At 73.5% G+C, this 12,591-nt stretch carries 12 protein-coding genes and 1 pseudogene; 5 read left to right on the top strand and 8 right to left on the bottom strand.

All coding sequences use genetic code 11. The annotated features are described in order from the left end of the window. Nucleotides 1–50: 50 nt before the first annotated feature. Nucleotides 51–1,367 (bottom strand): sensor histidine kinase, encoded by a 1,317-nt coding sequence (locus GA0070618_RS11405; protein ID WP_088981611.1) that lies wholly within the window; start codon nucleotides 1,365–1,367, stop codon nucleotides 51–53. Next, complete coding sequence (locus GA0070618_RS11400; protein WP_088981610.1) at nucleotides 1,364–2,059, bottom strand: response regulator transcription factor; 696 nt, start codon at nucleotides 2,057–2,059, stop codon at nucleotides 1,364–1,366. Before GA0070618_RS11400 ends, GA0070618_RS11405 begins: the two co-directional genes overlap by 4 nt. A gap of 102 nt (nucleotides 2,060–2,161) precedes the next feature. On the opposite strand from GA0070618_RS11400, the gene GA0070618_RS11395 reads away from it, so the two are divergent. Next, nucleotides 2,162–2,647 (top strand): septum formation initiator, encoded by a 486-nt coding sequence (locus GA0070618_RS11395; protein ID WP_088981609.1) that lies wholly within the window; start codon nucleotides 2,162–2,164, stop codon nucleotides 2,645–2,647. An 85-nt stretch (nucleotides 2,648–2,732) separates the two neighbouring features. On the opposite strand, the pseudogene GA0070618_RS35510 reads toward GA0070618_RS11395, so the two are convergent. After that, a pseudogene (locus tag GA0070618_RS35510) lies at nucleotides 2,733–2,819 on the bottom strand (non-reducing end alpha-L-arabinofuranosidase family hydrolase); the annotation flags it as partial. 127 nt (nucleotides 2,820–2,946) lie between these two features. Between GA0070618_RS35510 and GA0070618_RS11385 the strand changes: the two are divergent. Continuing rightward, nucleotides 2,947–3,984 (top strand): hypothetical protein, encoded by a 1,038-nt coding sequence (locus GA0070618_RS11385; RefSeq protein WP_143740445.1) that lies wholly within the window; start codon nucleotides 2,947–2,949, stop codon nucleotides 3,982–3,984. Nucleotides 3,985–4,150: 166 nt separating this feature from the next. On the opposite strand, the gene GA0070618_RS11380 is transcribed toward GA0070618_RS11385, so the two are convergent. From GA0070618_RS11380 to GA0070618_RS11370, 3 genes are read right to left on the bottom strand one after another with little or no spacing between them, the layout of a single operon-like run. Then, nucleotides 4,151–4,615, bottom strand: coding sequence for a hypothetical protein (locus tag GA0070618_RS11380; protein WP_088981606.1), 465 nt, complete (start codon nucleotides 4,613–4,615; stop codon nucleotides 4,151–4,153). Then, entirely contained in the window at nucleotides 4,590–5,246 is a 657-nt protein-coding gene (locus GA0070618_RS11375; protein WP_088981605.1) for an RNA polymerase sigma factor, read from the bottom strand. Before GA0070618_RS11375 ends, GA0070618_RS11380 begins: the two co-directional genes overlap by 26 nt. Then, entirely contained in the window at nucleotides 5,243–6,535 is a 1,293-nt protein-coding gene (locus GA0070618_RS11370; RefSeq protein WP_231931704.1) for a S8/S53 family peptidase, read from the bottom strand. The genes GA0070618_RS11375 and GA0070618_RS11370 overlap by 4 nt, the downstream gene beginning before the upstream one ends. A gap of 190 nt (nucleotides 6,536–6,725) precedes the next feature. Here GA0070618_RS11370 and GA0070618_RS35170 point away from each other — a divergent pair, with 190 nt between their 5' ends. Then, nucleotides 6,726–9,332, top strand: coding sequence for a CHAT domain-containing protein (locus GA0070618_RS35170; protein WP_088981604.1), 2,607 nt, complete (start codon nucleotides 6,726–6,728; stop codon nucleotides 9,330–9,332). A gap of 88 nt (nucleotides 9,333–9,420) precedes the next feature. On the opposite strand, the gene GA0070618_RS11360 is transcribed toward GA0070618_RS35170, so the two are convergent. Further along, nucleotides 9,421–9,924, bottom strand: a complete 504-nt coding sequence (locus tag GA0070618_RS11360; RefSeq protein ID WP_088981603.1) for a hypothetical protein — start codon at nucleotides 9,922–9,924, stop codon at nucleotides 9,421–9,423. 333 nt (nucleotides 9,925–10,257) lie between these two features. Between GA0070618_RS11360 and GA0070618_RS11355 the strand changes: the two genes are divergently transcribed. Both GA0070618_RS11355 and GA0070618_RS11350 read left to right on the top strand, forming a co-directional pair. Continuing rightward, on the top strand, nucleotides 10,258–11,376 hold the full coding sequence (locus GA0070618_RS11355; RefSeq protein WP_088981602.1) for a DUF4185 domain-containing protein: 1,119 nt from the start codon (nucleotides 10,258–10,260) through the stop codon (nucleotides 11,374–11,376). A gap of 184 nt (nucleotides 11,377–11,560) precedes the next feature. After that, the gene (locus tag GA0070618_RS11350) at nucleotides 11,561–11,914 is read left to right on the top strand and encodes a glycosyltransferase (RefSeq protein ID WP_088981601.1); all 354 of its coding nucleotides are present in this window, start codon (nucleotides 11,561–11,563) and stop codon (nucleotides 11,912–11,914) included. A 165-nt stretch (nucleotides 11,915–12,079) separates the two neighbouring features. Here the strand turns inward: GA0070618_RS11350 and GA0070618_RS11345 are convergent, their stop codons facing one another. After that, nucleotides 12,080–12,358, bottom strand: a complete 279-nt coding sequence (locus tag GA0070618_RS11345) for a hypothetical protein (RefSeq protein WP_157748941.1) — start codon at nucleotides 12,356–12,358, stop codon at nucleotides 12,080–12,082. Between the last annotated feature and the right edge of the window lie 233 nt (nucleotides 12,359–12,591).

Below are 12,591 nucleotides of genomic sequence, written 5' to 3'. Positions count from 1 at the left end.
ATCGGGGCTAAGGCCCGGTTAAGACCTGTTCCGGCTCACCCGACCGGTGCTCAGGAGCCGGTCGGGGCCGCCGGTGCGGCGAGCCGGAGCAGCACCTCGGCACCGCCGTGCGGGCCGGTCCGCAGTTCCAGCCGTCCGCCACCGGCCTCCGCCGCCCGGCGGGCGATGTCCAGCCCCAGACCGGTCGACCCGGCCGTGCTGGCGCCCCGGCGGACCGTGTCCGGCGGCATACCCGGGCCCTCGTCGGCGACGCTGAGCAGCACCTCCCCACGCGACCCGGCGACCGCTGCGCGCGCCGCCGGAACACCGGCGAGCCGCACGGTGAACGGGGTGCCGTCCGGGGTGTGCGCGAACACGTTGCCGAGCAGCGCGTCGACCGCCGCCGCCAGGTCGTCGGCGGACACCGCGACCGGCAACGGTCCGGACGCCAGTTCCCGGTGGACCGTCCGTCCGGTGTCCTCGGCCAGCACCGACCAGAACTCCACCCGGTCGGCGACCACCGCCGCCGCGTCGCACCCCGTCGGACCGGTCACCGGCCGCTGCCTGCGGGCCTGGCGGATCAGGCCGGTCACGGCCCGTTCCAGACCGTCCACGGCAGCGGTGATCCGGACCGCGTCCTGCGGGTCGCCCAGCGACTCGGCTTCCAGCCGCAATGCGGTCAGCGGGGTACGCAGCCGGTGCGACAGGTCGGCCACCTGCTCGCGTTCCTGGGACAGCAGTTCCTGGATCCGGCCGGCCAGATGGTTGAGCGCGCCGGCCACCTCGCGCAGTTCGGTCGGACCGGCGGGGGTCACCCGGGCGTCCAACTCGGCGTTGGCGAGCCGGTGCGACACCGCGGACAACTCACTGATCGGCCGGACCAGGGTGCGGGCCAGCCGGTCCGCCACCACCAGCCCGATCACCACCAGGAGCACGCCGAGCAGGGCGAGCACCAGCCAGGCGCGGCCCACCCCGGCGGTCAGCTCCGCGCCCGGCACCACAGTGCGGATCACGCCGGTGCCGTCCGGTCGGCCCTGCACCGCGATCACCACCTCGCGTCCCTCCGCCGACTCGGCGGTGAGGCTCTGGCCGCGCGCCGCCAGCTCCACCGCCGGGGTACGCGGCGCCGAGGTGCCGAGCACGGTGCCGTCGGGCAGGAAGACGCTGACGGGCCGGTCGGAGTCGGCGGCGAGCTGCTCGACGGTCAGCCGGATCGTCGCCGGGTCGGCGGTGCCCACCACCGGGACCAGGCTCTGCGCGTCAGCGGTGGCCCGCACGGTGGCCCGGTCCTCGGCGACGGTACGGACCAGCAGCGCGAGCGGCACCAGGAAGGCGACCAGGGTGAGCACGCTGACCGCGGCGGCCAGCAGGGCCAGTCGCGCCCTCACCCGACCTCCTCCGGCGCGGCCAGGCGTACCCCCACCCCTCGGACGGTGTGCAGGTAGCGGGGCTGCTGGGCGTTCTCACCCAGCTTCCGGCGCAGCCACGACAGGTGCACGTCGACGGTCTTGTCCGCGCCGCCGTACGGGATCTGCCACACCTCGGTCAACAGCTCGCGCTTGGTGACCACCTCGCCGGGACGGGCGGCCAGGTGGTGCAGCAGGTCGAACTCGCGTGGGGTCAGTTCGACCGGCGCACCGTCCAGGGTCACCTGGCGGGAGCGCGGGTCGACCCGCAGTCCGCCCACGACCAACGCCGAATCGTCGGCCCCGGCGACCGAGGCGGCACGCCGCAGCACCGCCCGGACCCGCGCGTCGAGCTGGGCGGCGGTGAACGGCTTCACCACGTAGTCGTCCGCTCCCGCGTCGAGGACCCGGACGATCTCGGTCTCGTCGTCCCGCGCGGTCGCCACGATCACCGGCACCGGGCTGACCGCACGCAGCATCCGTAGCAACTCCCGACCGTCGAGATCGGGCAGGCCGAGATCGAGTACGACCAGGTCCGGCCGGTTGTCGAGGGCGTCCCGCAGCCCGTCCATCGCGGTCGAGGCGGCCGCCACGGCGTGGCCCCGGTCCCGCAGTGCCCGGACCAGCGGGGTCCGGATGGTCAGATCGTCCTCGATGAGCAGCAGGCGGGGCACACCAGGCAGGCTAGCCGCCCGGAACGGCACCGGCCCGCTCGTTAACCCTCCCTTATCGTCGTCCGGTGCTCGCCCCAACCCGCGATCGGGGATAGTCGGGGCATGCGCCGTCCGTTCCTCGCCGTCGCCGGGTGGTTGGTCACCGCCGTGCTGGTCACCCTGGTCGGGGTGGCCGCGATCCGCCTGGTCGGGGAGAGCATCGCCGGCACCCCGGGCGGGGTCCGCAGCCAGGAGGAGGTCCGGCGGGCGCTGTCCGCCCCGGAGCCGACCACGCCCGGACCGGTCCCCTCGGTCTCGCCGCCGGGCTCCGAACCGCCGCCGTCGACCGGCCCGTCCGCCCCGCCGCCCACCACCCCCACGGCGGTACGGCGGGTGTTCGCGACCACCGGCGGCAGTGCGGTGGCCGAGTGCGGCCCGGACGGGGCACGGCTGGTCTCCTGGGCACCTGCGCAGAACTACCGGGTCGGCGAGGAGGACCGGGGGCCCGACGACGATGTCGAGGTCAGCTTCGTCGGGCCGTCCGGCGAACACGAACTGAAAATACGCTGCGTCAACGGCGAGCCGGTCGTCGAGAACGACGACGACTAGCGGGGCCTCTCGGATCGGCGTGCCGTGGGGTGGCCCTCGCTGTCCACCCTGGCACGGTCCAGCGCTGCTACGTCAGCAGACCCGGCCGGTAGACCTGGACCGCCTCGAACAGGTTGTTCGTCGTGTCGCTCACGAAGGTCGTGTAAGACGAGCCGACGTTGCCCGGGAAGTCGAAATTTCGCCATCTGACAACACGCCCGGACTCGGTAGGTATTTTTCTTCGTCGATCCGGCTCGGTAAGGGTGTCCGCCCGGACCGGCCCCCGCCGGCCCCGGCACCCCACCACCGGGAGGAAACCCGTGACCACACGTCTGACGCCACGCGTCCGTCGATCCGTCCTCACCCTGGTCACCGGAGCCGCGACGGCGTTGCTGCTCTCGGTCACCTCGGCCACGGCGGCGCCGCTCGACCAGCCGGACGACAGCGGCATCCTCGCCGAACCCGTCGACGTCTACATGAAGGACCACCCGTCGGACTCGGGGATGCAGCCGCACAGCTTCGGCCCGCTCCACGAGAGCCCGGACATCAAGGTTTGCCCCACCGCCGAGGAATGCGCGACGAGTCAGAACCCGATCGTCGGCCAGCGGAACTACATCTTCGTCACGCTCCGCAACCCCGGTCCGTACGGCACCGGCGCGACGGAGACGGGCCGGATCGAGGTCTACCGGAGCACCCCGGGCGGCAGCGCGGCCTGGCGGAGCGACTGGACCCAGATCGGCTGGATGCAGGTGCCTGTCTCCGCGGGCTCGACCACGGTCACCATTCCGTGGGACAACGTGCCCGGCCCCGGGCATTTCTGCCTCGCCACCCGCTGGGTCTCCCCCAACGACCCGATGACCTTCGAGGCTCCGGAGATCAGCGTCTCTGCCCTGCACAACAACAACATCGCCTGGCGTAACGTCGACTCGGTGGAGCTGGTCGCCGGTGGGCAGGCCCAGATCCGGCCGTACAGCATCCGTAACGCGCTGACCTGGGCGAACCGCAATAGCCTGGTGTTCAGCCAGGTCGGAGCGCCGCTGAACACCGCCGGTGGACGGCTCGTCGCCGACCTCGGGCCGACGCTGTACCAGCGCTGGCTCCAGGGAGGCAAGGCCGGCAAGGGCATCCGTGACGTGGGCCGCAACCAGATCGAGATCGTCGAGCCGGGGCAGGCCAGCCTGGACAACCTGATGCTCAACGCGAACGAGAAGCTGGCCCTGTCGCTCAGCTTCACCGCCACCACGGTGACGAAGGAGCCGATCGCGGTGCGGGTGACCCAGTTCGGTCCGAACAGCCTCGGTGCCGAACGGGCCGACCTGGGTGGGGTCCGCTACGACGTGAAGGTGGCCGCCCGGTAAGCCGCAGGGGCGAGGGGGCGGAACGGAGGTCGCGGCCGGGACCCGCGACCTCCGTTCCGGCGTGTCGGGACGGGACTGCTCCGCCTGCTCCGCGCGCGGCGGCGCCTCGGTGGGTCTCCCTGCGCTGATCCGATCCGGGTCAGCGGTGCGGCTGGGCCCGAAGGGATCAGCGCAGGGAGACCCAGGAGGTCCGGACGGCGTACCCGGTGGTGCTGGCGCGGAACTGCACCGGGCCGGACGGTGGCACCCCCATCGAGAAGAAGCCGACCGCGTCCACCGGCGCGTCCTCGTACTGACCGGTCGCGGTCCGGGCGCTGACCCGGCCGGGGCGGGCCGGGGAGAGCTGCCCGACGATGCCCGTGGCGGTCACCTCCAGCTCGACGACCACCGTCCCGCTGCGGAAGGTCAACGTCCGTTCCGCACCGGCGGAACGGGTCAGTCCGGCCGGCTCCCGGTCGCAGGCCGAGTCGAAGGTCAGCTCGGCCAGCGCCAGCTCGGCGTCGACCGTACGCCAGCTGAAGGCCGCCAGCGCGGCGTCCAGGAACTCCTCGGAGACCGGCCCCGGGTCGCGCAGGGCGGCGCCCAGCTCGACCAGCAGCGCGTCGTCACCGGCGGGCGGCCACTGCTCCATCACGTTCACCTCCGGTCCCCTCCGCCCCGCCCGGGGACAGTCGGACGTACGGGGCGAGGGCCGGGCAGTCCCGCAGCCTCGCCAGACAACGGGCCTGCGTCGGCCCGACACTGCCCACCGGCATGCCGAGCCGCTCCCCGATCTCCCGGTAGCTGGCCGGTGGATCCCCGGCCAGCAGGGCGAGCAGTTCCCGACAGCGGGGCGACAGCTGCGCGAACGCGTCCCGCAGGGCCTGCCGGCGCTCGGCCCGCAGCAGGTCCTCGTCCGGGGCGGCCGAATCGACCAGCAGGAAGACCCCGACGTGCCCGTCGACCGAGTCGTCGTACGGGTCGAAGGGTTGGGTACGCCGGCCGAGCCGCAGCAGCCGGTGACACTCCCGCCGGGTGGTGGTGACCAGCCAGGCGGGCAACGCGTGCGAGTCACGCAGTCGGCCCAACTGTTCCACCAGGCGCAGCCAGACGGTCTGGTTCACGTCGGCGGAGTCGGCCCGGTCCAGTCCGTGGCTGCGGATCACCGTCGCCACCAGGGGCGTGTAGCGGCGGACCAGCTCCGCCCAGGCCGACTCGTCCCCGGCCGTGGCGGCGGAGACCAGGGCGGGCGTGCCGCGCCCGGTGTCGTCGGAGGTGTTCATTCGACCAGCACGCCGTAGCCGGGCTGCCAGGTCGGGCCGGCGACGAGGAGCGCTGCGGCGGCCGCCGCGTCCAGCCCGGTGGCCGTCATCAGGGCGGCGATCCGTCCGGAGACGTGCGCGGTGGCGAACGAGGTGCCGATCCAGGTGGCGAAGCCGTGGAACACCTGGGCCGGTTGGCCGGGCAGGTACAGCTCGCCGTCGACGTAGGTGCTGCGCCGGTCGCCCCGGGCGGAGGCGTCCACCCAGGTGCCGCGACCGCTGTAGTCGGCCGGCACCGGACCGGTCGGCCCGGCGCTCGCCGCCGCCACGGCCACCACCGGGTCCAACGCGGCCGGCCAGGATTTCCGGGTGGTGCCGGCGTTGCCCGCGGCGGCGACCACGGCCACCGTGGCGGGCAGCGCGGCGAGGGTGTTCGCCACCGGCAGGGGTGGCTGGTCGTCCTGGGTGAAGTAGCCCAGGGACAGGTTGACCACCGCCACCTCCGGGCGGAGCCGCCGGATCGCGGCGACCAGGCTCTCCTCGTCGCCGATCCCGGTCGGAGCGAGCGCGGCCTCCGGGTCGAGCCGGACGCCCGGGGCGGCCTGCCGGACCACTCCGGCGACGAAGGTGCCGTGTCCACCCTGGAGGGCGAGCTGGGTGCCGCCGAGGTAGAGCGGATCCTCGTCGTCGGCCTCGGGGAGGTAGCTGCCGCCGAGCCACTGCGGGTGGACGGTGCCGGCCCGACGCCAGATGCCCGTGTCGCAGACCCCCACGGTCACCCCGGCGCCCTCACCGATCCGGGCCGGATCGGGGGCCGGCAGGGCGGCGCCGACCCGGGGCGGTCCGCCGGGATTGCCCATGATGTTGCCGAACCCGAGCAGCACGTGGTGCGGCTGCACCAGCGGGACCGGCTGTCCCGGCCACTGTTGGGGGTCGCGCAGCTTCGTCACCACGCCGGGGATGTCGGTCTCCTGCTGGAAGAGCAGCCGGCGCACTCCGCCGAAACCGGTCACCTCGGTCACCTGGTGGCCCCAGCTCCGTAGCCGGTTCAGCACCCGCGTGAGGTCCTGCGGGGCGGCCAGCAACTGCCGGGGACGGTAGAGGAACTCACGACCGACGGTGGTGTGCCGGCGGACGGCCGGATCGGCGGTCACGGCCTCCAGGAACGCCCGCTGGTAGGCCTGGTCGAGGGCGTCCGCGGCCCGGGCCGGACCCGGCCGCCCGAGCGCGCCGAGCGGCACCGCGGCGGCGGCCAGCATGGTCCAGCCCACCAACCGCCGGCGGGAGACCCGACCGGGGGGAAACGGCACGATTCGGTGGTCGGGCGACACCGGACCTCCAGGCGGGTGGAAGATGCGTGGCCGAGGACGGGCGGGGCGGCCGGAAGTGCTCTCCGAGCAGCACGATTATTTCAAAATATTGCCCTGTGTCAATTGTTGATCACGAGCCGGCCGGCCGGTGTCGTTGACCGGAGCGCGTCGTTCGGGGATTCTTCTCCGCATGGCCGACCGCACCGTTCCCGGTGCCGTCGCGGCGCAGGCCGCCCTGGACGCGGTCCAGCGTTACCCGCACGAGGCGATCGCGACCGCCCGGCGGGTGCTCGCCGGCCCGGCGGACGCCGGTGAGCGCTCGACCGCCGAACGTGCCATCGGTCTGGCCCTGCGGGAACTCAACGACCTCCCCGGCGCGCTGCGCCACCTGCGCCGCGCGGTCCGGGTCACCGACGACCCCCGGCTCCGCGCGCTGGCCCGGATGAGCCTCGGGTACGTGCTAGCCAACGCCGGGCGGACCACCGCCGCCCTGCGCGCGGTGACCCTCGCCCTCCCCCTGCTCACCGGAGCCGACGCCGGACGGGCCCGGATGCAACGGGGCGTCGTGCTGCACTACCGGGGTCGGTTCGACGAGGCGGTCCGGGACTACGCCGTGGCCGTGGAGATCGCCCAGCGCGAGGGCGACCTGCTGCTGGAGGCCCGGGCCCGCAACAACCGGGGACTGCTCAACGCCCACCGGGGCTCCGGTCGGGGCCCGGACGACGACCTGCACCGGGCCGCCGCCGCGTTCAGCCGGCTCGGGCTGGACCTGGCCGCCGCCGACGCCCAGTGGAACAGCGGCATCGCCACCGGGCAGCGCGGTGACGTGGCCGGCGCGCTGCGCTGCTTCGCGGCGGTCGACGCCGAGTACCGGCGGCTCGCGGTACCCCGCCCGGCCCTGCTGCTGGACCGGTTCGAACTGCTGCTGTCCGTACCGCTGATCGACGAGGCGGTCGAGGTGGCCGCCACCGCCGTGACCGAGCTGCGCCGCCAGGGAATGGCCTCGGACCTGGCCGAGGCGTTGCTGGCCCGGGCCCGGGCGGCGCTGCTCGCCGGTGATCTCGTGACCGCCACCGAAGCCGCGGCGGCTGCCCGCAGCCGGTTCCGCCGGCAGGGCCGCCGCACCTGGGCCACCTTCGCCCGACACGTCGAGCTGCGGGCCGGGTACGCCCAGGGCGTCCGGTCGCCGGCCCTGCTCGCCGCGATGGTGCGGACCGCCGACCAGCTCGACGCGACCGGCTGGCCCGGCCCGGCGTTGACCACCCGGATCGAGGCCGCCCGGCTCGCCACCGCGCTCGGGCGTACCGGCCGGGCCGCCGGGTTGCTGGCGACGGCTGCGGACTCCCGTCGCCGGGGGACCGCGTCCCGCCGCGCCCAGGGGTGGTACGCGCTGGCCCTGCGGCACCGGCTGGCTCGCGACGAGTCCGGGGCGGCCCGGGCGCTGCGCCGGGGACTGGCGGTGCTGGACGGGCACCGGGCGTCGCTCGGCGCGACGGAACTGCGCGCGCACAGCGGGGCATACGGGCAGGAGCTGGCCGCCGAGGGGCTGGACATCGCCGTCCGGCGGGGCACCGCGACCCGGGTGCTGGCCTGGGCGGAACGGTGGCGGGCCAACGCGTTGCGGATGCGTCCGGTCTCCCCACCGGGAGACCCGGACCTGGCCACCGCCCTGACCGAGCTGCGGATGGTCAGCACGGCGTTGGAGGACGCCCTGCTCACCGGGCACCCGGTGCAGGCGCTGCGGCGCAGCCAGGCCCGGTTGGAGCAGCGCATCCGGGAACTGGCCCGGGGTGTGGACGGCGGGGGCGAACTGCTCCGGCCGCCCGGCGTGCGGGCGCTCGCTCCGGCGCTCGGGGACGCCGTCCTGCTGGAGCTGGTCGCGCACCGGGACCGGTTGCGCGCGGTGCTGGTCCGGGACGGCCGGGCGACCCTGCACGACCTGGGACCGGTCGCCGAGGCGGTACGGGTCGCCCGGCTGCACCGCTTCGGGCTACGCCGGCTGGTCACCACCGGCGACGGTGCGGACGCCCGGGCCGGGGTGGCGCACACTGCCGCCACGCTGGACCGGCAACTGTTCGACCCGGTACGCCGTCGACTCGGGGACCGTCCACTGGTGATCGTCCCGATCGGCGCGCTGCACGCCGTACCGTGGTCGGGTCTGCCGACCTGTGCGGGCCGCGCGGTGACCGTGGCGCCCTCGGCGACGGCCTGGTTGCGGGCCGCCGGCCGGGTCGGGCCGGCCGGGCCGCCGGTGCTGGTGGCCGGGCCCCGGCTACCCGCCGCCGAGGACGAGGTGCGCCAACTCGGCACGGTGTTGCCCGGTTCCCGCCCGCTGACCGGAGCCGCGGCCACCGCCGACGCGGTCACCGACGCGCTGAACGGGGCCGGGCTGGCGCACATCGCCGCGCACGGCCGGTTCCGGGCGGACAATCCGCTCTTCTCGACTCTCGAACTGGCCGACGGGCCGTTGACCGCCTACGAGTTGGAGCGGCTGACCAGCCCGCCCGGGTGCGTGGTGCTCTCGGCGTGCGACTCCGGGCGGGCCGCCGTCCGGCCGGGTGACGAGGTCATGGGCTTCACCGCGGTGCTGCTGGCGCTCGGCACCCGTAGCCTCGTGGCGACCGTCCTGCCGGTGCCCGCCGATCTCACCACCGCGCTGATGCTGGACCTGCACCGGCGGATGCGGGCCGGTGCCGGCCCGGCGGTGGCGCTGGCCGGGGCCCAGCGGGCGTTCGGGACCGGCGAGGGGGCCGCGCACGCCACCGCCGCCGCCTTCGTCTGCTTCGGCGCGGGGTGACCGACGCGGTCGAACCCGCCGGGTGGGTGGACGTGTGGCGCACGACCGGGCCGGCACCGGTGACCGGTGCCGGCCGGCGTACAGCGGATCAGCAGCCGCAGGTGTAGAACAGGATGTCCCAGTGGCTGCCTTCCTTGGTGTAGAGGTTGCCGGAGGGCGCCCGGTACTGGTATCCGAAGCCGGAGATGTACCCGACATAGGTGTAGTGCGCCGAGATGTAGTTCTGGACGCAGGTGGTCAGGCCGATGTCGACCTTGTAGCCGTTCCAGTGGCTGTAGGTGCCGCCGGCGTGGCCGGTCTCGGTGCCGGCGGTGATGGTGATGGCGCAGCCGCTGGCCCGCTTGAACGTGATGATCCCGTCGATGGTCGCCTGACGGATGCCGTCGAAGGAGGTACAGGTCGGGTTGTTCCGGTCGCTGCATCCGCCGCTGGATGTCCAGGAGATCCCGGCGGCGCGCAGCTGCGAGGTCGCGCTGGAGTGGCTGATGGCGAAGGCCGGGCTGGCCAGGCCGAGGGCGGTGGTCACGGCGGCGACGGTGGCGACCAGCAGGGTGAGCAGGCGACGACGTGGACCGGATCGGGTGGGGGACATGGCGCTCCCGTTCGTTCGCGAGGGGGGGTGGAATTCTGCGAGTTGACAAGCCGGCTTGCAGGATTCCTACCAGATATCGATGATGATAACTATGTGGAGATCCCACATGGCGCGGGATCACCCTGTTCGCAGACGTCGACCGGCAGCGGCCGCCGGGTTGTCGACGAGCAGGAAAGCCCCCGAAAGAGGACGCCTTACATTGACATTCGTCATACTCTGGCTCGACACTCGTCCGCAGTCGGCGTTCTCACCGGCACGCTGCGGGCGCCACCGCGCTCCGGCACCCGGAAGACCGTCGGTCGACGAGTCGGTGGCGGACCGGAAGGACGAGTCATGGGAATGAAGCGCCGATCACTGCTCGGCCGGATCGCCGTGGTGGGTGCGGCCGGCGTGGCCGGGTCCGCCCTGACGCTGCCCGGGACGGCCCAGGCCGCCGCCTGGAAGAAACGGCTGACCGGCGCGGACCTGGACACCAACAGCCGCTGGCGGGTGGCCGGCACCGACCTGGGCATCCCGTACGTGCTGGAGAACGGCTCCATCGGCTACCTCTTCGGCGACACCTTCGACACGCCGTGGCCGGAGGGGCCGCCGCTGCCGAACGACTGGCGCTCACCGGTGATGCTGCGCTCGGCCGTCCACCCGGGCGCGGCGGGTGGGGTGGTCTTCGACAGCGCGGCGCGGGTGGCCGGCAACGGCCGGGCCCCGGAGGTGATGCACAACGGCCACAACGGCATCGGCATCGACGGCCTGTGGGAGGTCACCGTCATCCCCAACGACGGCATCAGCTTCCCGGAGACCGGTCGGCAGCTCATCTCGTACATGAGCATCGAGAACTGGAACTCCGCCGGCCCCGCCGGGCCGCACTGGAAGTCGCGGTACGCCGGGATCGCCTACTCCGACAACGGCAACGACTTCATCCGCACGCCGTTGAAGTGGTTCAACACGCCGGACAACAAGGACCCGTTCCAGATGTGGACCATGCAACGCGACGGCGACTGGGTCTACGTCTTCTCGGTGCGGTCGGGACGGCAGGACGGCCCGATGATGCTGCGCCGGGTCCGCTGGGACCGGCTCTTCTACCCCGAGTCGTACGAGGGGTGGGGCTGGAACGGCTCGAACTGGGGCTGGGGCCGGCCGTGCAGCCCGATCCTCAACGGCCGGTTCGGCGAGCCGTCCGTGCGCCGGCTGGCCGACGGCACGTGGGTGATGTCGTACCTGAACTGCGCGACGGGCAACATCGTCACCCGCACCGCCACCGGCCCGGACCAGGCGTGGACGCCGGAGAAGATCCAGGTCACCAGTTGGCAGGAACCGGGGCTGTACGGCGGCTTCATCCACCCCTGGTCCAGCCGGAAGGCCAACGACCTGCACCTGCTGGTCTCCAAGTGGACCCGGACCCCGGACGGCCGCAGCACCGCGTACCACGTCAGCCAGTTCGTCGGCACGGTCTGACCGCCGGACACACCTCCCCCCGGACCCGGCGGCCACTCGTACTGCCGGACCGCCCAGGCCTGCCCGCTGGGACCGCCGGCCAGGACGAGAGCCACCGCAGCAAAGTCATGACATTTTCGCGTTTCGCGATTCCTTCTTTTGGTATTGACTGTTGTAGATGTCACTGACGATGGAAGGACGACAGATGCGCAAGCCTCTCGCCGCGATCGGGATCGCCTCCGCGCTCACCGGCCTGCTGGCCCTCGCCACGCCGGCCAGCGCCGCCCCGGGTGGCACGACCAGTGGGCAGCCGGGCGGGGCCCCGATCACCGCCGCCACCTGCGAATGGGTGGTCACCTGGCCGTCGGCGGGTGTGTACGAGCTGCCGACCCGGATGGATCCGGCGCTGAAGGTCAAGAACTCCGGTGACCGGGTCGGCGGCGGCTACTGCATGGAGCACTACAACACCAGCGAGCTGGAGTGGTACGTGTCCGTGTCGTGCAGCTGCGCCAGCGACGGGATCGGCTGGATGCGCCGCAACGCGCTCCGCCCGGCCTGATCCGGCACGCGGTCCGGCCCCGCCCCTCCCCGGGCACCGGGGCCGGACCGCGCCATGTCCGGGTGCGATGTGTCCGGCGCGAGGCGTTCGGCGCGAGGCGTTCGGCGCGAGGCGTGGAGGCCGGGCGGGCCGGACGACGTCAGGGGCCCCGGTGCGGGCCACGCCTCACCGGGGCGGCATCGGTGCCGGCCCGGCGTCGCCCATCCGCTCCGGGCTCCAGTAGGAGTCGTCCGGGGACGGCAGCCGGGTGCTCGCGCCGAGGTGACCGTCCACGTGGAACCGGCGCACCGGCGCCTCGGGATCCCGGAAACCGGTCCAGTCCAGGCCGACGAGGCCCGGCTCGACGGCGAACCGGCGCAGCATGTGCAGATCCTGCGCGACCAGCGGCCGCAGGCGGATGGGTCCTCCGTGTTTCGCGTCGATGCGTGCAGACCCTACCGGCATCCCCGACCACTGGAGGGCCGCGACCACGGTGGGTGGTCGGAGGATCACGACGGCATCGCCCGCCGGGCCGGACGACTGAGCAAACACTCAGCACGCACGGATGGTCGACGCTCTGGTTCCCCCCTGCTCACCACATGTGTCGACGCACCCCGTCCGGTCTCCTTCGGCCCGCCCGATCCCCTTGGCGGATCTCCATCGACAGGTAAGATCACGCGGGTCGACAGGTCCCCCTC

This window comes from Micromonospora echinospora (genome assembly GCF_900091495.1).
Lineage (GTDB): Bacteria > Actinomycetota > Actinomycetes > Mycobacteriales > Micromonosporaceae > Micromonospora > Micromonospora echinospora.
Note: the sequence above shows the minus strand (reverse complement) of the source record. Positions and strands in the feature narration are given on the sequence as shown.

Coding starts and splice junctions, on each gene's coding strand:
- GA0070618_RS35170 (WP_088981604.1), top strand. CDS start 6,726: ATGGCCGACCGCACCGTTCCCGGTGCCGTCGCGGCGCAGGCCGCCCTG.
- GA0070618_RS11375 (WP_088981605.1), bottom strand. CDS start 5,246: ATGAACACCTCCGACGACACCGGGCGCGGCACGCCCGCCCTGGTCTCC.
- GA0070618_RS11395 (WP_088981609.1), top strand. CDS start 2,162: ATGCGCCGTCCGTTCCTCGCCGTCGCCGGGTGGTTGGTCACCGCCGTG.
- GA0070618_RS11380 (WP_088981606.1), bottom strand. CDS start 4,615: ATGGAGCAGTGGCCGCCCGCCGGTGACGACGCGCTGCTGGTCGAGCTG.
- GA0070618_RS11355 (WP_088981602.1), top strand. CDS start 10,258: ATGGGAATGAAGCGCCGATCACTGCTCGGCCGGATCGCCGTGGTGGGT.
- GA0070618_RS11360 (WP_088981603.1), bottom strand. CDS start 9,924: ATGTCCCCCACCCGATCCGGTCCACGTCGTCGCCTGCTCACCCTGCTG.
- GA0070618_RS11345 (WP_157748941.1), bottom strand. CDS start 12,358: ATGCCGGTAGGGTCTGCACGCATCGACGCGAAACACGGAGGACCCATC.
- GA0070618_RS11350 (WP_088981601.1), top strand. CDS start 11,561: ATGCGCAAGCCTCTCGCCGCGATCGGGATCGCCTCCGCGCTCACCGGC.